The organism is Streptomyces sp. NPDC104202 (assembly GCF_055584185.1).
Genome location: NZ_JBVJMN010000010.1, coordinates 141,456 through 167,328 on the forward strand (window position 1 = coordinate 141,456; position 25,873 = coordinate 167,328).

Here is a 25,873-nt window from a genome sequence, read left to right on the forward strand (position 1 = left end):
GGCCTCAGCCCGCGAACCGCGCCATCCACGCCTCGACGTCGGCCGAGGAGCGGGGCAGACCGGCCGAGAGGTTCTCGTGGCCGTCCTCGGTGACGAGCAGGTCGTCCTCGATCCGGACGCCGATGCCGCGCCACTCCTCGGGCACGGTGAGGTCGTCCGGCTGGAAGTAGAGGCCCGGCTCCACGGTGAGCACCATGCCCGGTTCGAGGACGCCGTCGACGTACTCCTCGGTGCGGGCCTGGGCGCAGTCGTGGACGTCGAGGCCGAGCATGTGGCCGGTGCCCGCCATGGTGAACCGGCGCTGGAGGCCGAGCGCGTAGGCGCGGTCGACGGGGCCCTCGATGAAGCCCCACTCGACCAGGCGCGCGGCCAGGTGCCGCTGGGACGCCTCGTGGAAGGCGCGGTAGGGGACGCCGGGCTTCACGGCGGCCATGCCGGCCTCCTGCGCCTCGTACACCGCGTCGTACACCGTGCGCTGCACGTCGCTGAAGGTGCCGCTGATGGGGAGGGTGCGGGTGACGTCGGCGGTGTAGAGGGAGTGGGTCTCGACGCCGGCGTCGAGGAGGAGGAGCTCGCCGGGGCGCACGGGGCCGTCGTTGTGGGTCCAGTGCATGATCGTGGCGTGCTCTCCGGCGGCGCAGATCGAGCCGTAGCCGACGTGGTTGCCCTCCAGGCGCGCGCGGCGGAAGAAGGTGCCCTCGATCCAGCGCTCGGAGGAGGCGACCGCCCGGGAGAGCTCGCCGACGCAGTCGGTGAAGCCGCGGACGGTGGAGTCGACCGCCTTGCGCATCTCGCCGATCTCCCACGCGTCCTTGACGAGCCGGAGGTCGCTCAGCGCGCCCTCCAGTTCGGCGTCGCGCTCCTCGTCGGTGGTGACGGCGGCTTCGAGGGCCGCGTCGACGCCGCGGACGATGCGGGTGGGGACGCCGGTGCCGGCGGCCAGGTCCCCGGCGAGGGTGCGGACGTCGCGGCAGGCGAGGCCGAGGACGACCTCGGACTCCGCGAGGGTCCGGCGGCGGCCCATCCACAGCTCGGCGGTGTAGCCGATCCAGAACTCGTCGGTGTCCCGGCCGTCCCGGGGCAGCTGGTAGCAGGCGGCGTCGTGGCCGCCGTCGGCGCGGGGCTCCAGGACGAGGGCGCCGTCGCGGGCCTGGTCGCCGGTCATGTGGACGTAGCCGGAGTACGCGCGGAAGGGGTACGTGTCGTCGTTGGAGCGGGTCTTGAGGTTGCCCGAGGGGATCACCAGGCGCTCGCCGGGGAAGAGCGCGGAGAGCGCGGCGCGGCGGCGGGCCGCGTGCGGGGCCTGCTCGTCGGGCTCCAGCCCGTGCCGCTCGGTGTCCGCCCAGCCCGTCCGCATGAGGGCGGAAAGCTCCTCGGAGACGCCTTCGTAGAGGCCGTTCTTGCGACCCTTCGCCACGTCCTGCACCTTCTTCCCGGTGGGTTCCTCGGCCACCGGTGGTCGGCGGCATCCGGACGGTACTCCCGTACGGCCCCGCCGGGTGCCCAGGAGTGTCAGTGGCACGGATCAGCCACGCGCGGGCGCCGGAAGGGGTCGATAATGCGGTCCATGGCGAACGCGAAGCTCAGTGAGGCCCTGCGGCTTCTGGGGATCGGCGACGAGGCCGGCCGGGTCTACCTCAAGCTCCTGGAGCTCGGTCCCGCGCCGCTGAGCGACGTCGGGTCGGCGGCCGGCCTGTCGGGCGGCGGGCTGGCGGCGGCGTACGGGGAGCTGGTCGACGCCGGTCTCGCGAGCGCCGCCGAGGAGGGCCCGGAGGTGGTGGCCCCGGTGCCGCCCGCCGCGGGCCTGGAGATCCTCGGGCGGCACCGGGCCGCCGAGCTGGACGAGTCCCGGATCACGGTGGGCGGCGCGTTCGAGACGTTCCGCCGGCAGCGGCTCGCCACCCACGGCGACCATCTGGTGGAGGTCGTCACCGGGGACGCCGTCGGGCTGCGGATGCGGCAGGCGTGGGCGAGTGCGCGCGAGCAGATCCGCCAGCTCGACTCGCCGCCGTACTTCCCCATCCCGGGCGCGACGGACGACGCGCTGGCGACGCTGGCCCGCGGGGTGACGCAGCGGGTCGTGTACTCGCGTGCGTCGCTGGAACTGCCGGGGAACCTGGAGACGGCGATCGAGCCGTGCATCGAGGCAGGGGAGCAGGCCCGGGTGCTGCCGTCCGTGCCGGTGAAGCTGGTGATCATCGACGAGGCGTACGCGATGGTCTCCCTGTCGATCAGGGAGGCGGACGTGCACAACGCGATGATGGTGGTGCAGCCGTGCGGGCTGCTCTCCGCGCTGGTGGCGCTCTTCGAGCAGGTGTGGCAGGGCGCGCTGCCCTTCCACGGCCGCACCACGCGGCCGGCCGGTCTCCTCCCGGCCGACCGGCGGCTGCTGCGGCTGCTCGCCGGGGGGGCCGCCGACGAGGTCATCGCCCGTGAGCTCGGCGTGAGCCGCCGCACGCTGTTCCGCCGGATCCAGGTCCTGAGTGCCCGGCTCGGCGCGACGAACCGGTTCCAGCTGGCGCTCCAGGCGCAGCGCTCCGGCTGGCTGTGACCCGGGGCCGGGAGCTTCCCGGCCCCGGGGCGGACGGACCGTCAGGCCAGGTGCCGCCGCAGGAAGGTGTACATCAGGGCGCTGTTGTGGGCGGCCTGCTCGTTGTCGCCCGCGCCGGCGTGGCCGCCGCCGGTGTTCTCGTGGAACAGCACCGGCTGCCCGAGCTCCCGCAGCCGGGCCGCGGCCTTGCGGGCGTGGCCGGGGTGGACGCGGTCGTCGCGGGTCGACGTCATGAGGAGCACCGGCGGGTAGCGCCGGTCGGCCGCGAGCCGGTGGTACGGGGAGAGGTCGAGCAGGTGCGGCAGGTCGGCCTCGTCGTCCGGGTCGCCGTACTCGGCGATCCAGGACGCGCCCGCGAGGAGCCGGTGGAAGCGCGTCATGTCCAGCAGCGGCACCTGGGCGACGATCGCGCCGAACAGCTCCGGGTGGCGGGTGAGCATGGCGCCCATCAGCAGGCCGCCGTTGCTGCCGCCCGCGGCGCCGAGCGCACCGGGGGTGGTGATCCCGCGGGCGACGAGGTCCTCGGCGACGGCCGCGAAGTCCTCGAAGGCCCGCGGCCGGTCGGCGCCGAGGGCGGCCTGGTGCCAGTCGGGCCCGTACTCGCCGCCGCCCCGGATGTTCGCGATGACGTAGGTGCCGCCCTGTTCGAGCCACGCCCGGCCGGTCACCGCGCCGTAGTAGGGGGTGAGGGAGACCTCGAAGCCGCCGTAGCCGTAGAGCAGGGTGGGCCCCGGGCCCGTGACGGCGTGGTCGGGCCCGATCACGAAGTACGGGACGCGGGTGCCGTCGCGGGAGACCGCGAAGTGCTGCGCCACGGAGAGGCCGGTGGTGTCGAAGCGGGCGGGGGCCTGCTTGAGGGTCTCGCTGTCGCCGCCGATCCGGCCGCGGGACAGCGTGGAGGACTGGAGGAACCCCGAGACGTCGAGGAAGTACTCGTCGGAGACGTCCGGGTCGGTGTCCACGACGCTGACGGCGGAGAGCGCGGGGACGCCGACGAGTGGCTCGCGGGTCCATCCGCCGCCGGGCACGGGGGTGAGGACCTCGATGCGGGTGCTGACGTCCCGCAGCGTCTCCAGGACGAGGTGGCCGCGGGTCCAGGAGTGCCCGGCCAGGGCGGTGCGCTCGTCGGGGGTGAACAGCACCTCGGGGGTGCGGTCGCCGGCGAGGAACGCGTCGAAGTCGAAGGCGAGCAGCGAGCCCGTCGGCTGCCCCAGCCAGGCGGACTTGAGGGTGACGACGAGGTGGCGCCGGTGGGCGTAGACGAGGGCGTCGTCGGGGACGTCGATCCGGACGAGCGTGCCGTCCGGCCGCAGCCAGTGCGTCTCGCTGCGGAAGAAGTCCAGCGACCGGCCCACGAAGTCGCGTTCGAAGCCGGGGGTGGCGTCGTGCTGCCCCCAGGCCGACACGTCGGCCTGGCCGGCCTCGAAGACGAGCTCGGCCTCCGCCGGCTCGGTGCCGCGCCGCCACCGGCGGACCTGGCGCGGGTAGCCGGAGTCGGTGAGCGAGCCGGGGCCCGTGTCGGTGCCGAGGAAGACGGTGTCGGCGTCGATCCAGCCGATCCGCGTCTTGGCCTCCGGGAGCCGGAAGCCGTCCTCGACGAAGGCCCGCGCGGCGAGGTCGAACTCGCGGACCACGACGGCGTCCCCGCCGTCCCGGGAGAGGCGGATCAGGGCCAGGTCGTGGTCGGGGCGGCAGACCCGCGCGCCGTCCCACACCCACTTCTCCCCCTCGGCCTCGGCGAGCGCGTCGAGGTCGAGCAGGACGTCCCACTCGGGGTCGTCCTTGCGGTACTGCTCCAGGGTCGTCCGCCGCCAGAGCCCGCGGACGTGCTCGGCGTCGCGCCAGAAGTTGTAGAGGTGCGGGCCGCGCCGGGTGGTGTACGGGATGCGGTCCGAGGCGTCCAGGACCTCCCGCAGCCGCGCCTTCAGGGGGGCGAAGCCGGGGTCGCCGGCGAGGACGTCGGCGGTCTCGGCGTTCCGCTCGGCCACCCAGGCGAGCGCTTCCTCGCCGGAGACGTCCTCCAGCCAGAGGTACGGGTCGTCGTCGGTCGGTTCTCCCATGGCTACTTCCCGTCCTCGCGTCGCAGCTGTGCCGAAAGGTGGTGTCGCAGCGGCTGTCCGACCGCCGCCATGTCGTGGACGAAGCCGAGCGTTCCGTCGTCCGCGAGGGTATAGCGGCGCCGGGTGGCCTCGACGTCCTTCGCGGTGGGGGCGAGGGCGACGGTGTGGGTGGCGAGGTCGACCGTGCCGTCCTGCGCCCGGCCGACCATGATCTCGGCGATGCCGGTGGGCTGGGTGATCAGGACCTCCACGCCGCCGTCCGGCTTCAGCCGCCACCAGCCGCTCTCCCGCGCCGCGGGCCGCAGCGGGGTGCCGTCCGCGTCGATCAGCCAGGCGCGTGCCTCGTAGTGGAGGAAGGGCCGCCCGTCATGGCGGAAGGTGACCTCCTGCGCGTACGCGAACCCCTCGGCGAGGGTCGGGTACTCGCCGCGGCCCCGGCCCCTCCAGGTGCCGAGGAGGCCGGTCACCGGCGCCAGCAGCTCGTGCGGCGCGGGCGTCCCGCCCGGCCGCGGGGCGTCGGGGTAGGGGTGGTGCGGCTCGCGGTCGAACATGAGGTGCGCTCCTGGGTCGGGGCCTGTGCCGGATCGCAGCTTAGGTCGTGGGGCGCGGCCCGGGCGCGGGGGCGTACCGGCCGCCCACCTGCCGCGATCGCCCGGGGAGCCCGTGCGCGGGGGCGGTTGCCGGCGGGAGAGGCGGGTCCACGCTCCGAGACGGCCGTTGACCGGGCCGGTGACGGCCGCTACCTTCGCGCCATGTTGCGTACAGCCCTGCTCACCTCGCGCGGTCACATCGACCTGCTGCGGGTGGCCTCCGCCGCGTGTCGCCGCGGCTGCTGACGCCCTCTTTCCCGCATCGCCCCCTGACGCCCTGACCGCCGTGCGCGCGTGTGTCCGCCGCGCCCGCGGTCGCTGAGGCGTACCGCCACCCCGCTCTCTCCCAGAGACCCCGGAGCCCCGCCATGACGGTCGGCCATGCCCCACCCCCCTCTCCACCCGACATATCGCCCTTGCCGGATGTCGAATCCCTCGTCCCCTCCCGGGGGCCCGGTCGCGGCCCCGCCGTTCCCCGCTGGCTGCGCCGGGGCGCCGGGCCCGTGCTGCTGCTCGCGCTGTGGCAGGCCCTCGGCACGACGGGCGTCCTCCCCTCCGACGTGCTGGCCTCGCCGGGGACCGTCGCGCGGGCCGGCGGCGGCCTGGTCGCGGACGGAACCCTGCCGACCGCGATGGGCGTCTCGCTGGGGCGGGTCGCCGCGGGGCTGCTGATCGGCGGCGTCGTGGGCGTCTCGCTCGCCCTGGTGTCCGGGCTGTCGCGGCTCGGGGAGGACCTCGTCGACGCTCCCGTGCAGATGCTGCGGACGGTGCCCTGGGTCGGTCTCATCCCGCTGTTCATCATCTGGCTGGGGATCGGCGAGGCGCCCAAGGTGGCGCTGATCGCCCTCGGGGTGGCCTTCCACCTCTATCTGAACGTGTACGCCGGGATCCGCGGCGTGGACGCCCACCTCGTCGAGGCCGGCGAGTCGCTGGGGCTCGGCCGGTGGGGCCTGGTCCGGCACGTCGTGCTGCCCGGCGCCCTGCCGGGGGCCATGACGGGGCTGCGCTACTCGCTCGCCACCGCCTGGCTCGCGCTGGTCTTCGGGGAGTCGATCAACGCCGACGCCGGGATCGGCTTCCTGATGAACCAGGCGCGCGAGTTCTTCCGCACCGACGTGATCGTCGTCTGCCTGGTCGTCTACGCCTTCCTCGGCCTGCTCGCCGACGCCGTCGTCCGCTCTCTCGAAAGGCTGCTGCTGCAATGGCGACCGACCTTCACCGGGCAGTGACCGTCCAGGGTCTCACCCGCTCCTTCGACGGACGCCCCGTCGTCGACGGCCTCGACCTCACGCTGGAGGCAGGGCAGTTCACCGCCCTCCTCGGCCACAGCGGCTGCGGCAAGTCCACGCTGCTGCGGGTGCTCGCGGGGCTCGACCGGGAGATCTCCGGCACCGTCCTCGTGCCGCGCCGGCGTGCCGTCGCGTTCCAGGCGCCGCGCCTGATGCCGTGGAAGCGGGTCTGGCGCAACGTGCTGCTCGGGCTGCCCGGCAAGCCGGGCCGCGCGGTCGCGGAGAAGGCCCTGGAGGAGGTCGGGCTCGGCCACCGCGCCGGGGCGTGGCCCAAGACGCTCTCCGGCGGAGAGGCCCAACGCGCCTCCCTCGCGCGGGCACTGGTGCGCGATCCCGATCTGCTGCTGCTCGACGAGCCGTTCGGCGCGCTCGACGCCCTGACGCGGATCAAGGCCCAGCGGCTGGTGGCGGAGTTGTGGCGTCGGCGCGGCTGCACGGTGCTCCTCGTCACCCACGACGTGGACGAGGCCCTGCTGCTCGCGGACCGGGCCCTGGTGATGCGGGACGGCGTCATCGCGTACGACACCCCGGTCGCCCTCGCACGGCCCCGCTCGCCCGGCGATCCGGAGCTCGCGGCCCTCCGCACCAGGCTGCTCGCCGAACTCGGCGTCACCGAGGGCGAACCCGCCACGTCCACGGCGGCCTGACGGTCACCGGCAGGGCCGCCCTTCCCCACCACGCCCGCCCTCACCGGCCCCGCTCCCCGTCCCGCCGCAAGCCCGCACCCCGTCCAGACGCCGACGCCGCTCCCGACCTGATCCGGCCCGACCCGAACTGATCCGACCCGACCCGACCCCGAGGAGAAGCCGTGAAGTCCCCCCGCCTGTCCGTCGCGACCCTGCTGGTGCCCCTCGCGCTCCTCGTCTCCGCCTGCTCCGGCGCCTCCGCCGCCGGGCAGGGCTCGCACTCCGACGGCCAGGGGAGCCTCGTCCTGCGCGTCGGCGACCAGAAGGGCGGCGCCGAGGCCGTCCTGCGCGCCGCGGGCGAACTCGACGACCTGCCCTACCGCGTCACCTGGTCGACGTTCACCTCCGGCCCACCCCTGCTCGAGGCCGTGAACGCCGAGGCCGTCGACATCGGGGGCGTCGGCAACACCCCACCGGTGTTCGCGGCCGGCGCCTCCTCGAAGATCACCGTCGTCGCCGCCACCCACGGCGACCCGGCCGGCGAGGCGATCCTCGTCCCCACGGACTCCCCGCTGCGCACCGTCCGCGACCTGAAGGGGAAGAAGGTCGCCGTCGCCCAGGGCAGCGCCGCCCACTACCAGCTGATCGCCGCGCTCGCGCGGGCCGGGCTCACCCTCGCCGACATCCGCCCCACCCTGCTCCAGCCGGCCGACGCCCTCGCCGCCTTCTCCGGCGGCAAGGTGGACGCCTGGGCGGTCTGGGACCCGTACACCTCCCAGATCCTGGAGGGCGGCCGGGGCCGGGTGCTCGCCGACGGCCGGGGCATCGTCAACGGCCTCGGGTTCCAGGTCGCCGCCCCCGCCGCGCTCGCCGACGAGGAGAAGGCCGCCGCCATCGGCGACTACCTCGAACGGCTGCGGCGCGCCCAGGACTGGGTGTTCGAGCACCCCGACGCCTGGGCGAAGGTCTGGTCGAAGGAGACCGGCCTGCCCTACGAGGTGGCGCTCGCCGCCGTACGACGCAGCAACGGCACCCGGATCCCGGTCGCCCTCGACGACGCGGCCGTCGCCTCCGAGCAGCGGATCGCCGACACCTTCGCCCGCCTCGGGCTGATCCCCCGCACCTTCCGGTTCGCCGACTTCGTCGACCGCCGCTTCGACAAGGACCTGCCGCCGTCGACCACCCCGGCGCGCACGTACGGAAAGGCCTCCTGATGACCGTCCACCTGCACTGGTTCCTGCCGACCGGCGGCGACGGCCGCACCCTCGTCGACCGGCACGCCTACACCGACGGCGGGATCACGCGGAACCGGACCGTGTCCGGGGTGCGCGCGCCCGACATCGACTACCTGGTCCAGATCGCCAAGGCCGCCGAACAGCTGGGCTTCGAGGCGGTGCTGACACCGACCGGGACGTGGTGCGAGGACGCCTGGCTGACGACCGTCGCCCTCGCCCAGCACACCGAACGGCTCAAGTTCCTGGTGGCGTTCCGCCCGGGCGTGATCTCCCCGGTCCTCGCGGCCCAGATGGCGTCCACGTACCAGCGGATCACCCGGGGCCGGCTGCTCCTCAACGTGGTGACCGGCGGCGACTCCGCCGAGCAGCGGCGGTTCGGCGACCACCTCGACCACGACCGGCGGTACGCGCGGACCGCCGAGTTCCTCTCGGTCGTGCGGGGCGTCTGGGGCGGCCGGCCGTTCGACTTCGACGGGGAGCACTTCCGGATCGACGGCGGTCTCACCGCGCTGCCGCCGGACCCGCTGCCCGAGATCTTCTTCGGCGGGTCCTCCGAGGCGGCCGGCCCGGTCGCGGCGGAGCACGCCGACGTCTATCTGACCTGGGGCGAGCCGCCCTGGCAGGTGAAGGAGAAGATCGACTGGATCCGGGGGCTCGCGGAGGAGCGGGGCCGCGAGGTCCGGTTCGGGATCCGTCTGCACACCATCTCGCGGGACTCGGCGCGGGACGCCTGGGCGACGGCCGACCGGCTGCTCGCCGACCTCGACGCCGAGACCGTCGCCTCGGCGCAGGAGCTGCTCGGCCGCAGCGAGTCCGTCGGCCAGCAGCGGATGCTGGCGCTCCACCGCGGCGGTGCGCTCGATCGCGACAAGCTGGAGATCTCGCCGAACCTGTGGGCGGGGGTCGGTCTGGTGCGGGGCGGGGCGGGAACGGCGCTGGTGGGCAGCCACGCCGACGTCGCGGACCGGATCGAGGAGTACCACGACCTGGGCGTGGAGCACTTCGTGCTCTCGGGCTACCCGCATCTGGAGGAGGCGTACTGGTTCGGCGAGGGCGTGACGCCCGAGCTCGCCGCCCGCGGTCTGCTGCCGAGGGTCCCGGCCGACCCGCGGTTGGGGGTCCCCGCGGTGAACGGCCGTCCTGCCTCGGCCCCGGGCGGGGCGCCGCTGCTGGTGCCGGGCGGGCGGTAGGCGGGCGGGCGACAGGCGGGCGGGCGACAGGCGGGCGGGGGGCGGGGGAAGTTCCGCGCCCCCGGCCCGGTTGGTAGAAGCGTGAACGATTTCGAGGTCGAAGCGGGCGGAGCGGTCGGAACGGCCGGAGCGGTGCCGGGAGCCGTCGCGGCCGGCGGCGACGGGCCCCGCAGGGTGGACGTGGTCGTCATCGGCGCCGGGCAGGCCGGACTCTCGGCCGCCTTCCACCTCCGCCGCACCGGCCTGGAGCCGGACCGGGACTTCGTGGTGCTCGACCACGCCCCACACCCCGGCGGCGCCTGGCAGTTCCGCTGGCCGTCGCTGACCTACGGCAAGGTGCACGGCATGCACGCGCTGCCGGGCATGGAGCTGACCGGGGCGGACCCCGCGCGGCCCTCCTCGGAGGTGATCGGCGCGTACTTCGACGCCTACGAGCGGACCTTCGGCCTGCACGTGCACCGGCCCGTCGACGTCACCGCCGTCCGGGAGGGCGAAGGCGGGAGGCTGCGGGTGGAGACCTCGGAGGGGGTGTACGCGACCCGCGCCCTGATCAACGCCACCGGCACCTGGGACCGCCCGTTCTGGCCGCGCTACCCGGGCCAGGAGACCTTCCGCGGCCGGCAGCTGCACACGGCCGACTACCCGGGGCCGGCGGCGTTCGCCGGGCGGCGCGTGCTCGTCGTCGGGGGCGGCGCCTCCGGCACCCAGCACCTGATGGAGATCGCCGAGGTCGCCGCCGGCACGACCTGGGTCACCCGGCGCGAGCCCGTCTTCCGCGAGGGACCGTTCGGGGAGGAGGAGGGACGGGCCGCCGTCGCCCTCGTCGAGGAGCGCGTGCGGCGCGGACTCCCCCCGCAGAGCGTCGTCTCGGTCACCGGGCTGCCCCTCAACGACGCCGTCCGCGACGCGCGCGAGCGCGGCGTCCTCGACCGGCTCCCGATGTTCGACCGGATCACCCCGACCGGGGTGGCCTGGGCGGACGGCCGGACCGTCGACGTGGACGTGATCCTGTGGGCGACCGGCTTCCGGGCGGCGATCGACCACCTCACCCCGCTGCGGCTGCGCGAGCCCGGCGGCGGCATCCGGGTCGAGGGGACACGGGCGGCGCGCGACCCCCGCGTCCACCTCGTCGGCTACGGCCCGTCGGCGTCGACGATCGGTGCCAACCGGGCCGGCCGCTCGGCGGTCTCCGACATCCGCCGCCTCCTCGCCCGCGAGCCGGCCGGCGCCGTCGCCGGCTGAGCCCGCGTCACTGCTTCGCCGCGCTCCGGTTGGCGTTGAACTCGGCCACGTTCTCCCGGTGCTCCGCGTAGTCGGCGGTGAAGCGGGTGTCGCCGGGGGCGACCGTGACGAAGTAGAGCCAGTCGCCGTCCGCCGGACGGATGACGGCGTCCAGCGCCTGGTCCCCCGGATTGCCGATCGGCGTCGGCGGGAGCCCCTTGTGCGCGTAGGTGTTGTACGGGCTGCTGTTCCGGGTGTCCTCGACGGTCGTGTCCACCGTGGTCCGGCCCAGGGCGTAGTGGAGCGTCGAGTCCATCTGCAGGGCCATGCCGCGGCTGAGTCGGTTGTGGAGGACGCGGGCGACCTTGGCCATGTCCTCGGGGTTGTCGGCCTCGGCCTGGACGATGCTGGCCGCGATCACGGCCTGGTAGACGCTCAGTCCGTGGGCCCGCGCTCCCTCGGCGACCGCCGCGGTGCCGAAGCGCCGCGAGGCGGTGTCCACCATGAAGCGGAGCAGCACCTCCGGGGTGGTGGCGCCGATCACGGGATAGGTCGCGGGGAAGAGGTACCCCTCCGGATTGCCGCCGGCCTCGCCGGGCAGCGGCAGCACGGTGCCGGGGGCCGTCGCGGTCCGCCGCGCGGTGCCCGGGGCCAGCCCCAGGGAGCGGTCGACGGCCGTGTAGACCTGGCCGGCCCGCCAGCCCTCCGGGACGAGGAGCGCCCTCGGCTGTTCGGGGGCCGGTTCGTCGTGGGAGAGCAGCAGGGGCACGGCGATCGCGGCGGCCACGGCGAGGACGGCGCCGAGCAGCAGGGCGAGACGGCCGCGCCGGGTGAGCCGGGGGCGGCGGCCGCGCCGGGGCGGGCGGGGCGGCGCGGGACGGCGGGCGGCGGGGGCGGGAAGGGCGCCCAGGACGCGGCGCGGGGGTGCGTACGGGGACGGCGCCCGGTAGGTCATGGCCGCACGCTAACCCGGGCCGTCCGGGATTCCCGGGAACCCGCGCGCGGCGGCGCCGCCGGCTCCCTGGGACGGGGAGCCGGCGGCGCCGGGCACTGCGATCGTCAGACGAGCCAGCCCAGGAAGTGGAGGACGCCGGCGAGCAGGTTGGTGATGACGTTCATGGTGGTGCTTCTCCTCGTACAGGTGCATCAGCGGGACGGTGCGATCGCGTTCTGCAGCACGCCGCTCGCACTCCGTCATCATCCGGCGCGGTACGGGGAGGGTGCAACGATCCCCCGGGACGATCACACGTTCTGGGGAACAACCGCTCCCACGTTCGTCTGTTCGCCCTCAGGCCCGGCCGAGGGGGGCCCGTTCCCGGGGTCCGTCGAGGGGTCCGCGGCGGACGGGTCGGCCGCCGTGTCGGCCGACCGGGCGTCCCGCCGGACCAGGGCCGCGTACCGGCCGTCGCGCGCCAGCAGCTCGTCGTGGGTCCCGCGCTCGGCGATCCGGCCGGCCTCCAGGACGACGATCTGGTCGGCGTCGCGGACGGTGGAGAGCCGGTGGGCGATGGTGATGGTGGTGCGCCCCTCGGACAGCGTGTCCATGGCCTGCTGCACCGCGTGCTCCGTCCGGGTGTCGAGGGCGCTGGTCGCCTCGTCGAGGATGAGCACGGGCGGGTCGCGCAGGATGGTGCGCGCGATGGCCAGGCGCTGCTTCTCGCCGCCGGAGAACCGGTATCCGCGCTCGCCCACCAGGGTGTCGTAGCCGTCGGGCAGCGAGGCGATGTGGTCGTGGATCTGGGCGGCGCGCGCGGCGGCCTCGATCTCCTCGTCGGTGGCGTCCGGCTTGGCGAAGCGGAGGTTGTCCGCGACGGAGGCGTGGAAGAGGTAGGTCTCCTGGGAGACGACGCCGACGGCCCGGGCGAGGGTGTCGAAGTCCAGGTCGCGCACGTCGACGCCGTCGAGGGCGACCCGGCCGCCGGTGACGTCGTAGAGCCGGGGCACCAGGTAGCTCAGGGTGGACTTGCCGGAGCCGGTGGGGCCCACGACGGCCAGGCTGCCGCCGGCGGGGACGGTGAGGTCGATCTCCTCGAGGGTCGCCCGGCCGGTCGCCTCGGGGTCGTAGCGGAACTCGACCTTCTCGAAGGAGACCTCGCCGCGCACCAGCGGGAGCCGGACGGGCTCGGCGGGCTCGGCGATGTCGACGGGCAGGTCCAGGTACTCGAAGATGCGCTGGAAGAGTGCCAGGGAGGTCTGCATCTGCACACCGGTGGAGAGCAGGCTCACGGCGGGCCGGAAGAGGCCCTGCTGGAGCGTGACGAAGGCGACGAGCGTGCCGAGCGAGATCGTGGCGCCGCCGGGGCCGAGCGCGATGCCGGCGGCCCAGTAGATCAGGGCGGGCATGGCGGCCATGACGATGCTGATGGTGGACATGCGCCAGCGTCCGGCCATGGAGGAGCGCACTTCGAGGTCGACGAGGCGCTCGGACTCCTCGGCGAAGGACTTCGTCAGCGAGTCGGCACGGCCCATGGTGCGGCCCAGCAGGATGCCGCTCACCGAGAGGGATTCGGTGACGGTCGCGGCCATCGCGGCCATCTGCTTCTGCCGCTGGGTGGTGATCCGCTTGCGCTCACGGCCGACCCTGCGGCTGATCCAGACGAAGACGGGCAGCAGGAGCAGCGAGACGAGGGTGAGGCGCCAGTCGAGGGCGAGCATGGCGACGACGGTCGCGACGACCGCGGTGAGGTTGGAGACGAGCGAGGTGGCCGTCGAGGTGACGGTGGCCTGCATGCCGCCGATGTCGTTGGCGATGCGGGACTGGACCTCGCCCGTGCGGGTGCGCGTGAAGAAGGCCAGCGGCATCCGCTGGAGCTGCTCGTACACCGCGGTGCGCAGGTCGTGCATGACGCGCTGGCCGACGGTGGTGGAGATGAGGGTCTGGAGCACGCCGAAGACGCCGTTCAGCACGGCGGTGGCGATCATGCCGAGGGCGAGCAGGCTGAGCAGCCCGGTGCGGCCCTGCGGGATCGCGACGTCGAGGAGCTCCCTGAGCAGGAAGGGCGAGGCGACCGAGACGAGCGACGCGGCGCCGACCAGGAGGCCGACGAGTGCGAGGCGCGCACGGTAGGGACGGAAGAGCCGCAGGATGCGCCGCACCTGGGCGGGATCCTTCGGCCGGGTGGAGTCACGGGACGGTGGCGTCCAGTCGGACTGGTCGTGGGGATGCATGGGCTCCTTCGGGAAATGAGGCGATTCGAGCAGAGCATAGCTCATTGTTACCTATACTCACAATGAACCAGGTCCTGATATTGTTCCCCCATGACCACCACCGACCGCACGAGCGCGGCCGACCGCACGGGTGACGGCCCGGGCGGACCTGACGCCGACGGGCTCCTCGCCGAGCAGCTGCTGCGGCTCACCCGCCGTCTGCACCGCATCCAGAAGCACCACCTGGAGCCGGTCGGCATCACCCCCGCCCAGTCGCGGCTGCTGCGCACGGTCGCGCACTTCGGAGAGCCGCCCCGGATGGCCGACCTCGCCGCCCGTCTCGAGGTCGTCCCCAGGGCCGTGACCAGTCTCGTCGACGGCCTGGAGGCGGGCGACCGGGTGCGCCGGGTCCCCGACCCGAGCAACCGCCGGGTGATACGGATCGAGCTCACCGACGCCGGCCGCGCCACGCTGCGCGAGCTGCGCAGCGCGCGCCGGGCGGCCGCAGAGGACATCCTTGCTCCATTGACCGTCGAACAGCGCGAGGTGCTCGGAGGTCTGCTGTCCGCCCTGGTCGACCGGGTGCCGGAGAGCGGCTGCTGATCCGACCGGGCACGGGGACGCGCGGAAGGGAAGCCCCGACATGCCGCTTCTGGAGCCGAACCCGCAGTCCCTCCGCCCCGCGACGAAGCGGACCCCGGCGCCGGACCGGGTGCCCGAGCTCCAGGCACGGGGCACGCCACGGAGGCTGCGCGAGGAGCTGAACGAGCTCCTCGGCCCGGAGAAGGTGCTGTCGAAGATCTCCGACCTCGTCCGCTACGCCTCGGACGCGAGCCCCTACCGCTTCGTGCCGCAGGTCGTCGTGGTCGCCGAGGACATCGACGACGTCTCCGCGGTCCTGTCCTACGCCCACGGAAAGGGCCGCGAGGTCGTCTTCCGGGCCGCCGGGACCAGCCTCAACGGGCAGGCGCAGGGCGAGGACATCCTCGTCGACGTCCGGCGGCACTGGGTGGGCGCCGAGGTCCTCGACGACGGCGCCCGCCTGCGCGTCCGGCCCGGCACCACCGTCGTCCGGGCCAACGCCGCGCTCGCCCCGTACGGCCGGGTCCTGGGACCCGACCCGGCCAGTGCCGTCGCCTGCACGATCGGCGGGGTCGTCGCCAACAACGCCTCGGGCATGACGGCCGGGATCACCCGGAACTCGTACCGGACCGTCTCCTCCCTCACCGTCGTGCTGCCGAGCGGCACCGTCGTCGACACCGGGGACCCGGACGCCGACGCGCTGCTCGCGCGGGCCGAGCCCGGGCTGTGCGCGCGGCTGCTCGCCCTGAAGGCCGAGATCGAGGCCGACGCCGAGCTCACCGCCCGGATCCGGGCCAAGCACACCCTCAAGAACACGAACGGCTACCGCCTCGACGCGTTCCTCGACGGCACGACGCCCACGGAGATCCTCCGTGGCCTCATGGTCGGCTCCGAGGGGACCTTCGGGTTCATCTCCGAGGTCGTCTTCGACACCCTGCCGCTGGACCGCGAGGTCTCCACCGCCCTGCTCTTCTTCCCCTCGCTCCCGGCCGCCGCCGAGGCCGTGCCGCTCTTCAACGAGGCGGGGGCGCTCGCCGTCGAACTGATGGACGGCAACACCCTGCGGGCCTCGGTGAGCGTCCGGGGCGTGCCCGCCGACTGGGCGGAGCTGCCCAAGGAGACGGCGGCGCTGCTGGTCGAGTTCAGGGCGCCGGACGCGGCGGCCCGGGAGGCGTACGAGCGGGCCGCCGAGGCCGTCCTCGCCGGGCTGGACCTGGTCGCCCCGGTGCCCTCCGTGGCGAACGCCTTCACCCGGGACCCGGGGACGATCTCCGGGTACTGGAAGGCCCGCAAGGCGTTCGTGACGGCGGTCGGCGGCTCGCGTCCCTCCGGCACGACCCTGATCACCGAGGACTTCGCGGTGCCGCCGGACCGCCTCGCCGAGGCCTGCGCCGCCCTGCTCGACCTCCAGTCCCGGCACGGCTTCGACGCGGCCGTCGCCGGCCACGCGGCCCACGGCAACCTGCACTTCCTCCTCGCCTTCGACGCCGCCGACCCCTCCGACGTCGAGCGGTACGCGGCCTTCATGGACGAGTTCTGCAAGCTCACCGTCGAGCGCTTCGACGGCTCGCTGAAGGCCGAGCACGCCACCGGCCGCAACATCGCGCCCTTCCTGGAGCTGGAGTGGGGGACGCGGGCGACGGATCTGATGTGGCGGGTCAAGGAGGCCATCGATCCCGACGGGGTGCTCGCGCCGCGGATCGTGCTCGACCGCGACCCGCACGCCCATCTGCGCGGACTGAAGACGATCCCGGCCGTGGAAGGCATCGCCGACCCGTGCATCGAGTGCGGCTTCTGCGAACCGACCTGCCCCAGCCACGACCTGACGACCACTCCGCGCCAGCGCATCGTGCTGCGCCGGGAGATGATGCGCCAGGCCGCCGGCTCCCCCGTCGAGAGCCGCCTCCTCGCCTCCTACGGCTACGACGCCGTCGACACCTGCGCGGGCGACTCCACCTGCAAGCTGGCCTGCCCGGTCGGCATCGACACCGGCGCGCTGATGAAGGAGTTCCGGCACGAGCGCCACTCGCCGCAGGAGGAGCGGATCGCCGCCCTCGCCGCGCGGAACTTCCGCGCGGTGGAGGCCTCCGCGCGCCTCGCGGTCGCCGCTGCGGACCGGATCGGCGACCGGGTCCTGGAGTCGGTGACGGGCCTGGCGCGCCGGGCCGTGCGCCCGGACCTCGTACCGGAGTGGCTGCCGGAGATCCCCGGCGCCGCGGCCCGGCGGCTGCCCCGGACCCACCGCCCGGCGGCCGTCGCCGTCTACTACCCGGCCTGTGTGAACCGCATCTTCGGCGGCCCCGACGGCGGGCGCGGGCCCTCGCTCCCCGAGGCCGTCGTCGCCGTGTCGGCGCGGGCGGGGCGACCGGTGTGGATTCCGGACGACGTGGCCGGCACGTGCTGCGCCACCATCTGGCACTCGAAGGGGTACCGGCGGGGCAACGAGGTGATGGCCAACAGGATCGTCGAGGCCGCCTGGGGGTGGACGGCCGGCGGGGCGCTGCCGCTCGTCGTGGACGCCTCCTCGTGCACGCTCGGCATCGCGGACGAGGTGGTGCCGTACCTGACGGAGGACAACCGGCTGCTGCACGCCGAGCTCACCGTGGTCGACTCGCTGGTGTGGGCGGCGGACGAGCTGCTCCCCCGGCTCGACGTCCGCCGCCGGGTGGCCTCGGCCGTCGTCCATCCGACGTGCTCGATGCGGCACCTGGGCGACGAGGAGAAGCTGACGGCGCTCGCCGGGGCCTGCGCCGACGAGGTGGTGGTCCCGGCCGACGCGGGCTGCTGCGCGTTCGCCGGCGACCGGGGCATGCTGCATCCGGAACTGACCGCCTCGGCGACCGCGCGCGAGGCGGCCGAGGTGACGGCCCGCCCGTTCGACGTCCACCTCTCGGCCAACCGCATGTGCGAGATCGGGATGGACCGCGCGACGGGCCGCAGCTACCAGTCGGCGCTGCTGGCGCTGGAGCGCGCGACCCGTCCCTGACCGCCCGTCACCCGTCGCGCGCCGGCACCTCGTGGAGGCCGGCGGAAGGACCCCTCACCCCAGGTGGTGAGGGGTCCTTCGTATGTTCGGGTGATCATCGACGGCGGCTACGGCCCGGTGCGATATCCGGAACAGTACAGTCCGACCATCCGTCACATCTGTCCTGTCGGCGCCTTGCGCGCCCCCGGCCACCGGGGCCAGGGTCCTGTGCGGGATTCATGAGACAGCCGTGCCCACAGCTTCGGGAGGTTCCATGGACGAGCGGACACCGCGCACCCCGAGCCGCCGCAAGGTGCTCAGGACGACCGCTGCGGCTGCCGGGACGGGCATCGCCTTCACCGCGACGGGCACCCAGGCGGCCGCCGCGCCGGCGGCTCCCGCGGCTCCCGCCGCGCCCCGCCGCCGCGGCGCCACCATGGCGGGGGTGCCCTTCGAGGGCCGCTCCACGGTCCGCGTCGGTCTCGTCGGGCTCGGCAACCGGGGCAACGCGATGATCGGCCTCTACCTCGCCCTCCCCTGGGTGCGGGTGGTCGCCGTCTGCGACCCGGTGCGCGACAAGGCCGAGCGGGCCGCCGCGAAGGTGGTCGCCGCCGGGCAGCCCGCGCCGGCCGTCTACACCAAGGGCGAGACGGACTACGAGAACCTCTGCACCCGCACGGACGTCGACTTCGTCCACGTCGCCACCCCCTGGGACAGCCACTACGCGATCGCCCGGTCGGCGATGCTGAACGGCAAGCACGTCGGCGTGGAGTGCCCGGTGGCGATGCGGCTGGATGAACTGTGGTCCCTGGTCGACCTGTCGGAGGAGACCCGCAAGCACTGCATGCAGCTGGAGAACTGCTGCTACGGGCGGAACGAGATGCGGGTCCTGCGGATGGCGCACGCCGGCAAGTTCGGCGACCTGCTGCACGGCGCCGGCGCGTACAACCACGACCTGCGCAGCCTGATGTTCTCGCCCACGTACTACGAGGGTCCCTGGCGCCGGCTGTGGCACACCCGGCTGCGCGGCGACCTCTACCCCAACCACGGCTTCGGGCCGGTCGCCAACTACATGGACGTCAACCGCGGCGACCGGGCGGTGAGCATCAGCAGCTTCGGCACCCCGGCGCTGGGCCTCGCCGAGTACCGGGAGGCGCACATGCCGCCCGGCGACCCTAGCTGGAAGGAGACGTACGTCGAGAGCGACCGGACGATCAGCGTCGTCCAGACGGCCAGGGGCCGGGTCATCCGCCTGGAGCACGACGTCTCCACCCCGCACCCGTACAGCCGGATCAACAGCCTGGGCGGCACGCGCGGGGTGTTCGAGGACTACCCGGCGCGGATCTACCTGGAGCCGGACCACCAGGACGACCAGTGGGGCGACTTCTCGGCCTACGCCGACGCCTTCGACCACTGGCTCTGGAAGGACCACGCCAACCCGCCCGGCGGTCACGGCGGCATGGACTACATCATGGTCTACCGCCTGATGCAGTGTCTCCAGCTGGGCCTGCCGCCGGACTTCGACGTCTACGACGCGGCCACCTGGACCGCCCCGGTGCCGCTGAGCCACGAGTCGATCAAGGCCAAGGGCGCGCCGCAGGAGATCCCCGACTTCACGCGCGGCGAGTGGACCAGGTCCCGCCCGGGCGTGGACTCGGTCCGGCCGAACTGAGCCCGCGCCGCCCGGCACCGCTCCCGGAGGGGCCGGTGCCGGGCGGCGGCCGTCTCAGCAGCGCCGCACGTCGTGGGTGAGCGTGCCCTGGACGGTCGTCAGGGTCCGGTCGTGGCAGCCCGCGGAGCCGTACAGCCGGTAGCGCTCGGTCGTGGTGCCGACCGCGTGCCGCCGGTCGCGCGGGACACCGGTCGTGTAGGTGGCGTCGCCGGTGTAGCGGTCGTCCAGGTGGGACCAGGAGACGCGCCGACCGTCGTGGAGGGCCACGGTGTCGGCCAGGTCCCCGAGGGCGAGGACGGTCCGGAGCCGGTCGCCCGCGCCGGTCGTCGTCTCGCCGTCCATCGTGTGGACGCGGTGGACCCGGACGACGGAGCGGCCGGCGGTCACGGTCTCGTCGTCGGTCCAGCGCCCGGTGTAGGCGTCCGGGTTCTCCCCCTCGCCCCAGCGGTGCACGGAGGTGTGGGCGACGGCCCGCTCGACGGTGGTGGCGACCCGGCCGTGGGAGGTGTCCAGGTGGCCGGAGACGGTCAGCCGGTGTGCGGCGTCGGTGTCGAGCCGGTGCGGCGCCGGGCCCTCGGAGCCCGCGGTGTAGAGGGAGGTGGTGCGCGGGGCGGGCGTGACGTACCAGAGGAAGGGGTTGGACCAGCCGCCGGTCCAGACCGTGGGGAAGGGCGCCGCGATGCCCGCGAGCCGGCCGTCGACCGCGATGCGGACCTCCCGGTGCGGGCCCTCGCCCGCCGTGCAGGAGTACGGGGCGGCCTCGGGAGCGGAGAGGTACCAGTACTCCTCGCAGCCGCCGCCCGAGCCGGTGGCGTACACCTCGGCGAGGAGGCGTTCGGTGTTGCGGGGGACGGTGAGGACGTCGCCGGTGAGCGGGAGCACCCGGTCGGGGGTGTCGGCGGCGGGCTTCACGCGGCCCTCGGCGGTGTGGAAGGTGAGCGTGACGCGGACGTCGAGGACGCCGGTGTAGGTCTCGTTCACGACATTGCCGATGAGCATCTCGACGGGCTGCGGGCGGCTGAGGGTGTCCCGGTAGCGGGTGACGTCCTTCTCGACGGACCAGGTGATGCCGTCGGGCGAGGGCTGGGGCGTGGAGGTGCGGAAGATCTCCACGCCGCCGACGGTGAGGTGGCCGAGGCGGTCGTACTGGCGGCCCGCGACACTTCCTTCGAGGCGCAGGACGACCTTGTTCCAGCGGGTGCCGCACTCCTCCGGCGGGGTGTAACTCCCCTGGTAGGGGGTGAAGTCGCGGAACCGGGCGGCGGCGAGGACGACCTCGCAGCTGCGGGTGCCGGGGGTGGCGACGGGCGGGGCGGCGGTGACCGGGTCGTGCCAGTCGGTGGTGAACTCGGCCGGGGGCGTCGGGCCGTTCGGGCCGTCGGCGGCGGCCGGCTGGGCGGCGAGCAGGGCGCCGGCGGCCAGGATCGGACCGCTGATCATGCTCATGATCTTGAGTGATCTCATGGGCCGGAAGTGAAGCGCGGTCACCGCGGCACGGTCCAGAGGACGATGAGCGGACATGGCGCGATCTGTTCGCCGCTGTGGAAAATCGATTGCCGCCCCCCGGGCGAAAAAGCGAACCTTGCACGGTTTCCCCCGTCCGCACCGCCGTCGCACCCCCTCGGCGCGCGGTCCCCCAGACACACCCGGAGACCCTGGGACGCCATGCAGATTCGCGATCTTCCCCATGCCGACCCGGGCGTGCCCGACGTCCGCTCGGGCACCCGGTTCCTCGTCTGGCTCGGCCGCCGGCAGCTCGGCGGACAGGTGCGGTCCCTCCTGTGGGGACTCCTGCACCACCTCGGCATCGCCGGCCTCCCGCTCGGCATCGGCCTCACCGTCCAGGCGGTCGTGGACCGCGACGGCGGACGGCTCGCGCTCACCGGCGGCCTGCTCGTGGTGCTGGGCGCCGCGATCGCGGCCGGCGACGTGATGCTCCACCGGACCGCCGTCACCAACTGGATCACGGCGGCGGCCCGGGTCCAGCAGCTCCTCTCCCGCAAGACCGCCGAGCTGGGCTCGGTCCTGACCCGGCGGGTCGCGGCGGGCGAGGTCGTCGCGGTCTCCACCGGCGACGTCGAGAAGATCGGCTGGTTCGTGGAGGCGCTCTCCCGGTTCGCCGCCGGGGCCTTCGCCCTGGTCGTGGTCTGTGTGGGTCTCCTGGTCTACCAGCCCGCCCTGGGCGTCGTGGTGGCCGTCGGCGTGCCCGTCCTGGCCCTCGCGGCGCTGCCCCTCCTCCCCCGCGCGACGCGCCGGGCCGATGTGCAGCGCGAGAAGGCCGGCAAGGCCACCGAGCTGGCCTCCGACACCGTCGCCGGCCTCCGGGTCCTGCGCGGCATCGGCGGCGAGGAGCTGTTCCTCGGCCGCTACCGCGCCGCCTCCCAGGAGGTGCGCAGGGCCGCCGTGCACAGCGCCCGCATGTGGGCGCTCATCGCCGCGATCCAGGTCGTGCTCCCCGGCGTGCTGCTGATCGTCGTGGTGGCGTACGGGACGCGGCTGGCGCTCGACGGGCGGATCACGGTCGGCGAACTGGTCACGGTCTACAGCGCCGTGGCCCTCACCTACCACCCCCTGCGCAACTTCGAGGAGATCGCGATGGCGTACTCCTTCTCCCGCCCGTCCGCGCAACGAGCCGCCCGCGTCCTCGCCCTCTCCCGCACGGCGGGCCCCGTGGCCGCCGACGGCGACGACGGGCGCGCGGCGACCGGCGACCTGTACGACCCGCTGACCGGCCTGCTCGCCCCGTCCGGCCTGTTCACCGCCGTCGTCTGCGGCGATCCCGACGTCGCCGGTCGGCTGGCGGACCGGCTCGGCGGTCACCCGGCCGAACCGGACGACGGCCACACCTCGGTCCTGCTCGGCGGGACCCCGCTCGACGAACTCCCCCTCGCCGCGGCCCGTACGGCCGTCCTCGTCCAGGACAAGGACCCGGTGCTGCTCTCCGGCACCCTGCGCGAGCTGCTCGACGTGCCGGCGTCCGGGGCGGTGGCGGCCTCGGAGGCGCTGGCCGCCGCGCAGTGCGACGACGTCCTCGACGCGCTGGCGCAGGCGTCCGTGGACACCGGCGGCGATCCGATGCGCGCCCGCATCACCGAGCGGGGCCGGTCGCTCTCCGGCGGCCAGCGCCAGCGGCTCGCCCTCGCCCGGTCCCTGGTCGCGGACCCGGAGGTGCTCGTCCTGGACGAGCCGACCTCGGCGGTCGACGCGCACACCGAGTCCCGCGTCGCGGCGGGCCTCAAGGCGCTGCGCGAGGCCAGGACCACCGTCGTCCTCGCCTCCTCGCCGCTCCTGCTCGACCGCGCCGACCGGGTCGTCCTCGTCCACGAGGGCCAGGCCGTCGCCGTCGGCACCCACCGCGACCTGCTCGCCCATGAGCCCCGCTACCGGGCGGTGGTCACCCGCGAGACCGACGAGGAACTCGCCACGGCCGCCGGCCGCGTCGGCGAACTCGAAGCACTGGAAGGGGAATCGGCATGATCGGCCTGGCGCCGCCGGAGTACGACCCGGCGGCCCCGACGACGGCGACGACGCTGCCCGTGGCCGCCTCGGCGACCGTCCGCGGCTACGTCCGGTCGCTCCTGCGCCGCCACCGCCGGGCGTTCGCGCTGCTCATCGGGGTGAACACGGTCGCCGTGATCGCCTCGATGGCCGGCCCGTACCTGCTCGGCTCGGTCGTGGACGGCCTGGCCGACGGGGTCCGTGACCTCCACGTCGAGCGCACGGTCGCCCTGTTCGCGGGATCGCTGCTCCTCCAGACCCTCTTCGTGCGGCTGGTGCGGCTGCGCGGCGCGATGCTCGGCGAGGAGATGCTCGCCGACCTGCGCGAGGACTTCCTCGTCCGCGCGGTCGGGCTGCCGCCCGGCGTCCTCGAACGCGCCGGCACGGGCGACCTGCTCTCCCGGATCACCACGGACGTCGACCGGCTCTCCAACGCGATGCGGGAGGCCGTGCCCCAGCTGGCCATCGGCGTCGTGTGGGCGGGCCTGCTGCTGGGCGGCCTCGCGGTGACGGCGCCCCCGCTGGCGCTGGCCGCGCTGCTCGCGGTGCCGCTGCTCGTCGTCGGCTGCCGCTGGTACTTCAGGCGGGCGCCCGCGGCGTACCGCTCGGAGTCCGCGGGATACGCGGCGGTCGCCGCGGCCCTGGCCGAGACGGTCGACGCGGGCCGCACGGTCGAGGCGCACCGCCTGGGCGCGCGCCGGATCGCGCTGTCGGACCGGCGCATCTCGGAGTGGGTGGCGTGGGAGCGGTACACGCTCTTCCTCCGCTCGGTGCTCTTCCCCGTCGTGAACCTCACGCACACGACGGTGCTCCTCGCGGTGCTGCTGCTCGGCGGCGTCTTCGTGCTCCAGGGCTGGATCGACGTGGGCCGGCTGACGACGGGGGCCCTGCTGTCGCAGATGCTGGTCGACCCGATCGGCATCGTGCTGCGCTGGTACGACGAGCTCCAGGTCGCCCAGGTGTCCCTGGCCCGGCTGGTCGGCGTCCGGGACATCGAGCCCGCGGCGGGCGACCCCGACGTGCGGCCCGAGGGCCGGGCGGTGCGGGCCGACGACGTCCGGTTCGGCTACCGCGAGGGGGTGGACGTGCTGCACGAGGTGTCGCTGAAGGTGGCCCCGGGCACGCGGCTCGCGCTGGTCGGGCCCTCCGGGGCGGGCAAGTCCACGCTCGGCCGGCTGCTCGCCGGCATCTACGCCCCGAGGACCGGCGCCGTGACCCTGGGCGCCGCCGAACTCGCGCGGATGCCCGCCGAGCAGGTCCGCGAGCACGTGGCCCTGGTCAACCAGGAGCACCACGTCTTCGTCGGCTCCCTGCGCGACAACCTGCTGCTCGCCCGGACCGGCGCCGACGACACCGCCCTGTGGGCCGCCCTCGCGGCGGTCGACGCGGACGGCTGGGCCCGCGCGCTCGGCGAGGGCCTGGACACCGAGGTCGGCTCCGGGGGTCACGCGCTGACCCCCGCCCAGGCCCAGCAGATCGCCCTGGCACGGCTCGTCCTGGCCGACCCCCACACCCTCGTCCTCGACGAGGCCACCTCGCTCCTCGACCCCCGTGCGGCCCGGCACCTGGAGCGCTCCCTGGGGCGCGTCCTCGACGGCCGCACGGTCGTCGCCATCGCCCACCGGCTGCACACCGCCCACGACGCCGACCTCATCGCCGTCGTCGAGACCGGTCGCATCACCGAACTCGGCACCCATGACGAGCTGGTCGCCGCCGACGGGGCGTACGCGGCGCTGTGGAGGTCGTGGCACGGCTGAGCGCACCCGGCAAGGGCCCGCACCGTCTGCACGGTGCGGGCCCTTGCCGGGTCACGGGGCGGCCGGCGGCGGTTCGGGTCAGGGGCGGAGGGCGGCGAGCGGCGCGCCCCGGCGCGGCAGGTGCATCCAGCCCTCGACCGCGGCGGCGGCCCGCTCCTCCGCGGTCTCCGGAGGGTCCGTGAGGCCGAGGGCGGCGGCGCGTGCGACGACCGCGGAGACGAGGGCGTCGAGGTCGTGGTCGCTGCGGACGCAGCGTTCGCGCACCGCCGCGGGCAGGGCGAGGCCCAGTCCGGCGTCGAGCGCGTCGACGATGCCCGCCCGGGAGGGGCCCGCGTCCTTCCCCTTGTACGTCCCCGCCGGGGCGATGCCCCACTGGAGCAGCGCGTAGGCGGGATAGACCTCGAGGACCGGGCCGGAGCCGTCGCGGGGCAGGGCCGGGCCGCCGTCCGCGAGCCGTTCCATCAGCTCGGCGGCGCGCATCGCGACGACCCCCAGCCGGTCCGCCGAGACCGACAGGGGCCGCTGTCGGCCCGCCCCGGTCCGCTTCCAGGCCAGGTCGTCGGTGAGGCGGTGGGTGAACCGGTTGCCGAGGCCGGGCCCGCCGTCCTCCCGTGCCCCGTAGCCGGCCCGCGCGGGGAGCGCGGTGCCCGCGTGGTGGGCGCCGATCAGGGCGGCGAAGGCGACGGGCCAGCCCAGCGGGGAGTCGAGCCCCGTCCGGTCCGCGGACCTCACGGCGGCCAGCAGGTCCTCGTCGCTGCCGCCGGGGAGCAGCTCGACGGCGGGCTCCGCGGTCCAGGTGACCCGGCACACGCCGGTGGTGCCCGTGCGTCCGGCGAGGTCGATGCCCACGGTCACCAGGACGCCGTCGTCCCGGACCGGCGCCCGGTCGCCCGCCGTCCCCCCGCGCTTCGCCCGCTCCGCCACGGTCCCCCGCGTTCCTAGAAGAACCCGAGGGCCGAGGCGCCGCCGACGCCGCCCAGGACCATGAAGGCGGGCATGAGGACCTTCAGCTCGACCCAGCTGCCGGCACGGAAGCGCATGCCCTTCGGCGGCCCGATGGGGTACCAGCGCTTGCGGCCGACGGGGATGGGCCAGAGGATCGGGCAGCCGGAGACGGTGAGGGCGTCGCCGATGTCGTGGACCAGGGCGCCCAGGACGATCGGCAGACCGAGCCAGAGGTACTCCTGGCCGGGGCCCGTGAAGAACCAGTCCGAGCCGTTGCCGGGCTTGTCCAGGACGCCGGCGAGGATCCAGGCGCTGGTGGCGCCGAGCAGCCAGACCAGGACGTCGCTGGACATCCGGGCGGCCCGCCAGAGCAGGCCCTCCACCGCGAGGACGAGGTGGACGAAGAGGATGGCGAGGACGGCCCACCGGCCGCCGGTGACGGCGGCCGCGGGGGGGGGGGGGGGGGGGGGGGGGGGGGGAAAAAGGGAGGGGGGGGGGGGGGGGGGGGGCTCGGGCCGGATGTGGTGGGTAATGGGAGGGGAGAG

18 protein-coding genes and 1 pseudogene are annotated in these 25,873 nt (G+C 74.6%); 11 read left to right on the forward strand and 8 right to left on the reverse strand.

Annotated features, from left to right (window positions below):
- Positions 1-4: 4 nt before the first annotated feature.
- A complete protein-coding gene (locus ACZ60W_RS10060; RefSeq protein WP_469754861.1) occupies positions 5-1,417 on the reverse strand; it encodes an aminopeptidase P family protein in 1,413 nt (470 codons plus the stop codon).
- A 150-nt stretch (positions 1,418-1,567) separates the two neighbouring features.
- On the opposite strand from ACZ60W_RS10060, the gene ACZ60W_RS10065 reads away from it, so the two are divergent.
- Complete coding sequence (locus ACZ60W_RS10065) at positions 1,568-2,551, forward strand: LuxR family transcriptional regulator (protein ID WP_469754862.1); 984 nt, start codon at positions 1,568-1,570, stop codon at positions 2,549-2,551.
- Positions 2,552-2,592: 41 nt separating this feature from the next.
- Here ACZ60W_RS10065 and ACZ60W_RS10070 read toward each other — a convergent pair whose 3' ends face one another.
- Positions 2,593-4,611 carry a prolyl oligopeptidase family serine peptidase gene (locus ACZ60W_RS10070; RefSeq protein ID WP_469754863.1) on the reverse strand — a complete coding sequence of 673 codons (2,019 nt, stop codon included), beginning with the start codon at positions 4,609-4,611 and terminating at the stop codon, positions 2,593-2,595.
- Positions 4,612-4,613: 2 nt separating this feature from the next.
- On the reverse strand, positions 4,614-5,162 hold the full coding sequence (locus tag ACZ60W_RS10075) for a nitrobindin family protein (RefSeq protein WP_469754864.1): 549 nt from the start codon (positions 5,160-5,162) through the stop codon (positions 4,614-4,616).
- Positions 5,163-5,569: 407 nt separating this feature from the next.
- On the opposite strand from ACZ60W_RS10075, the gene ACZ60W_RS10080 reads away from it, so the two are divergent.
- From ACZ60W_RS10080 to ACZ60W_RS10100, 5 genes are all read left to right on the forward strand, one after another.
- Positions 5,570-6,430 (forward strand): ABC transporter permease, encoded by an 861-nt coding sequence (locus tag ACZ60W_RS10080; protein WP_469754865.1) that lies wholly within the window; start codon positions 5,570-5,572, stop codon positions 6,428-6,430.
- The gene (locus ACZ60W_RS10085; protein WP_469754866.1) at positions 6,403-7,137 is read left to right on the forward strand and encodes an ABC transporter ATP-binding protein; all 735 of its coding nucleotides are present in this window, start codon (positions 6,403-6,405) and stop codon (positions 7,135-7,137) included. The genes ACZ60W_RS10080 and ACZ60W_RS10085 overlap by 28 nt, the downstream gene beginning before the upstream one ends.
- Positions 7,138-7,298: 161 nt before the next feature.
- Positions 7,299-8,330 carry an ABC transporter substrate-binding protein gene (locus ACZ60W_RS10090; RefSeq protein WP_469754867.1) on the forward strand — a complete coding sequence of 344 codons (1,032 nt, stop codon included), beginning with the start codon at positions 7,299-7,301 and terminating at the stop codon, positions 8,328-8,330.
- Complete coding sequence (locus tag ACZ60W_RS10095; RefSeq protein WP_469754868.1) at positions 8,330-9,541, forward strand: LLM class flavin-dependent oxidoreductase; 1,212 nt, start codon at positions 8,330-8,332, stop codon at positions 9,539-9,541. Before ACZ60W_RS10090 ends, ACZ60W_RS10095 begins: the two co-directional genes overlap by 1 nt.
- Before the next feature lie 174 nt (positions 9,542-9,715).
- Positions 9,716-10,783: an NAD(P)-binding domain-containing protein gene (locus ACZ60W_RS10100; protein ID WP_469754889.1), complete on the forward strand. Its 1,068-nt coding sequence runs from the start codon at positions 9,716-9,718 to the stop codon at positions 10,781-10,783.
- A 7-nt stretch (positions 10,784-10,790) separates the two neighbouring features.
- On the opposite strand, the gene mltG is transcribed toward ACZ60W_RS10100, so the two are convergent.
- Positions 10,791-11,717 carry an endolytic transglycosylase MltG gene (gene mltG, locus ACZ60W_RS10105; RefSeq protein ID WP_469754869.1) on the reverse strand — a complete coding sequence of 309 codons (927 nt, stop codon included), beginning with the start codon at positions 11,715-11,717 and terminating at the stop codon, positions 10,791-10,793.
- A 287-nt stretch (positions 11,718-12,004) separates the two neighbouring features.
- Positions 12,005-13,930 (reverse strand): ABC transporter ATP-binding protein, encoded by a 1,926-nt coding sequence (locus ACZ60W_RS10110; RefSeq protein WP_469754870.1) that lies wholly within the window; start codon positions 13,928-13,930, stop codon positions 12,005-12,007.
- 90 nt (positions 13,931-14,020) lie between these two features.
- On the opposite strand from ACZ60W_RS10110, the gene ACZ60W_RS10115 reads away from it, so the two are divergent.
- From ACZ60W_RS10115 to ACZ60W_RS10125, 3 genes are all read left to right on the forward strand, one after another.
- The gene (locus ACZ60W_RS10115; RefSeq protein WP_469754871.1) at positions 14,021-14,512 is read left to right on the forward strand and encodes a MarR family winged helix-turn-helix transcriptional regulator; all 492 of its coding nucleotides are present in this window, start codon (positions 14,021-14,023) and stop codon (positions 14,510-14,512) included.
- 40 nt (positions 14,513-14,552) lie between these two features.
- Entirely contained in the window at positions 14,553-17,477 is a 2,925-nt protein-coding gene (locus tag ACZ60W_RS10120) for an FAD-binding and (Fe-S)-binding domain-containing protein (protein ID WP_469754872.1), read from the forward strand.
- 253 nt (positions 17,478-17,730) lie between these two features.
- Entirely contained in the window at positions 17,731-19,128 is a 1,398-nt protein-coding gene (locus ACZ60W_RS10125) for a Gfo/Idh/MocA family protein (RefSeq protein WP_469754873.1), read from the forward strand.
- 54 nt (positions 19,129-19,182) lie between these two features.
- Here the strand turns inward: ACZ60W_RS10125 and ACZ60W_RS10130 are convergent, their stop codons facing one another.
- Positions 19,183-20,592, reverse strand: coding sequence for a peptide-N4-asparagine amidase (locus tag ACZ60W_RS10130; protein ID WP_469754874.1), 1,410 nt, complete (start codon positions 20,590-20,592; stop codon positions 19,183-19,185).
- A gap of 201 nt (positions 20,593-20,793) precedes the next feature.
- Here ACZ60W_RS10130 and ACZ60W_RS10135 point away from each other — a divergent pair, with 201 nt between their 5' ends.
- Positions 20,794-22,605 (forward strand): ABC transporter transmembrane domain-containing protein, encoded by a 1,812-nt coding sequence (locus ACZ60W_RS10135; protein WP_469754875.1) that lies wholly within the window; start codon positions 20,794-20,796, stop codon positions 22,603-22,605.
- Complete coding sequence (locus tag ACZ60W_RS10140; RefSeq protein ID WP_469754876.1) at positions 22,602-24,383, forward strand: ABC transporter ATP-binding protein; 1,782 nt, start codon at positions 22,602-22,604, stop codon at positions 24,381-24,383. The genes ACZ60W_RS10135 and ACZ60W_RS10140 overlap by 4 nt, the downstream gene beginning before the upstream one ends.
- 78 nt (positions 24,384-24,461) lie before the next feature.
- On the opposite strand, the gene ACZ60W_RS10145 is transcribed toward ACZ60W_RS10140, so the two are convergent.
- A complete protein-coding gene (locus ACZ60W_RS10145) occupies positions 24,462-25,307 on the reverse strand; it encodes a DUF429 domain-containing protein (RefSeq protein ID WP_469754877.1) in 846 nt (281 codons plus the stop codon).
- A gap of 14 nt (positions 25,308-25,321) precedes the next feature.
- Positions 25,322-25,777: pseudogene (locus tag ACZ60W_RS10150) on the reverse strand (metal-dependent hydrolase); the annotation flags it as partial.
- Positions 25,778-25,873 lie beyond the last annotated feature (96 nt).

Coding starts and splice junctions, on each gene's coding strand:
- ACZ60W_RS10065 (WP_469754862.1), top strand. CDS start 1,568: ATGGCGAACGCGAAGCTCAGTGAGGCCCTGCGGCTTCTGGGGATCGGC.
- ACZ60W_RS10070 (WP_469754863.1), bottom strand. CDS start 4,611: ATGGGAGAACCGACCGACGACGACCCGTACCTCTGGCTGGAGGACGTC.
- ACZ60W_RS10075 (WP_469754864.1), bottom strand. CDS start 5,162: ATGTTCGACCGCGAGCCGCACCACCCCTACCCCGACGCCCCGCGGCCG.
- ACZ60W_RS10080 (WP_469754865.1), top strand. CDS start 5,570: ATGACGGTCGGCCATGCCCCACCCCCCTCTCCACCCGACATATCGCCC.
- ACZ60W_RS10085 (WP_469754866.1), top strand. CDS start 6,403: ATGGCGACCGACCTTCACCGGGCAGTGACCGTCCAGGGTCTCACCCGC.
- ACZ60W_RS10095 (WP_469754868.1), top strand. CDS start 8,330: ATGACCGTCCACCTGCACTGGTTCCTGCCGACCGGCGGCGACGGCCGC.
- mltG (WP_469754869.1), bottom strand. CDS start 11,717: ATGACCTACCGGGCGCCGTCCCCGTACGCACCCCCGCGCCGCGTCCTG.
- ACZ60W_RS10110 (WP_469754870.1), bottom strand. CDS start 13,930: ATGCATCCCCACGACCAGTCCGACTGGACGCCACCGTCCCGTGACTCC.
- ACZ60W_RS10115 (WP_469754871.1), top strand. CDS start 14,021: ATGACCACCACCGACCGCACGAGCGCGGCCGACCGCACGGGTGACGGC.
- ACZ60W_RS10120 (WP_469754872.1), top strand. CDS start 14,553: ATGCCGCTTCTGGAGCCGAACCCGCAGTCCCTCCGCCCCGCGACGAAG.
- ACZ60W_RS10125 (WP_469754873.1), top strand. CDS start 17,731: ATGGACGAGCGGACACCGCGCACCCCGAGCCGCCGCAAGGTGCTCAGG.
- ACZ60W_RS10130 (WP_469754874.1), bottom strand. CDS start 20,592: ATGAGATCACTCAAGATCATGAGCATGATCAGCGGTCCGATCCTGGCC.
- ACZ60W_RS10135 (WP_469754875.1), top strand. CDS start 20,794: ATGCAGATTCGCGATCTTCCCCATGCCGACCCGGGCGTGCCCGACGTC.
- ACZ60W_RS10140 (WP_469754876.1), top strand. CDS start 22,602: ATGATCGGCCTGGCGCCGCCGGAGTACGACCCGGCGGCCCCGACGACG.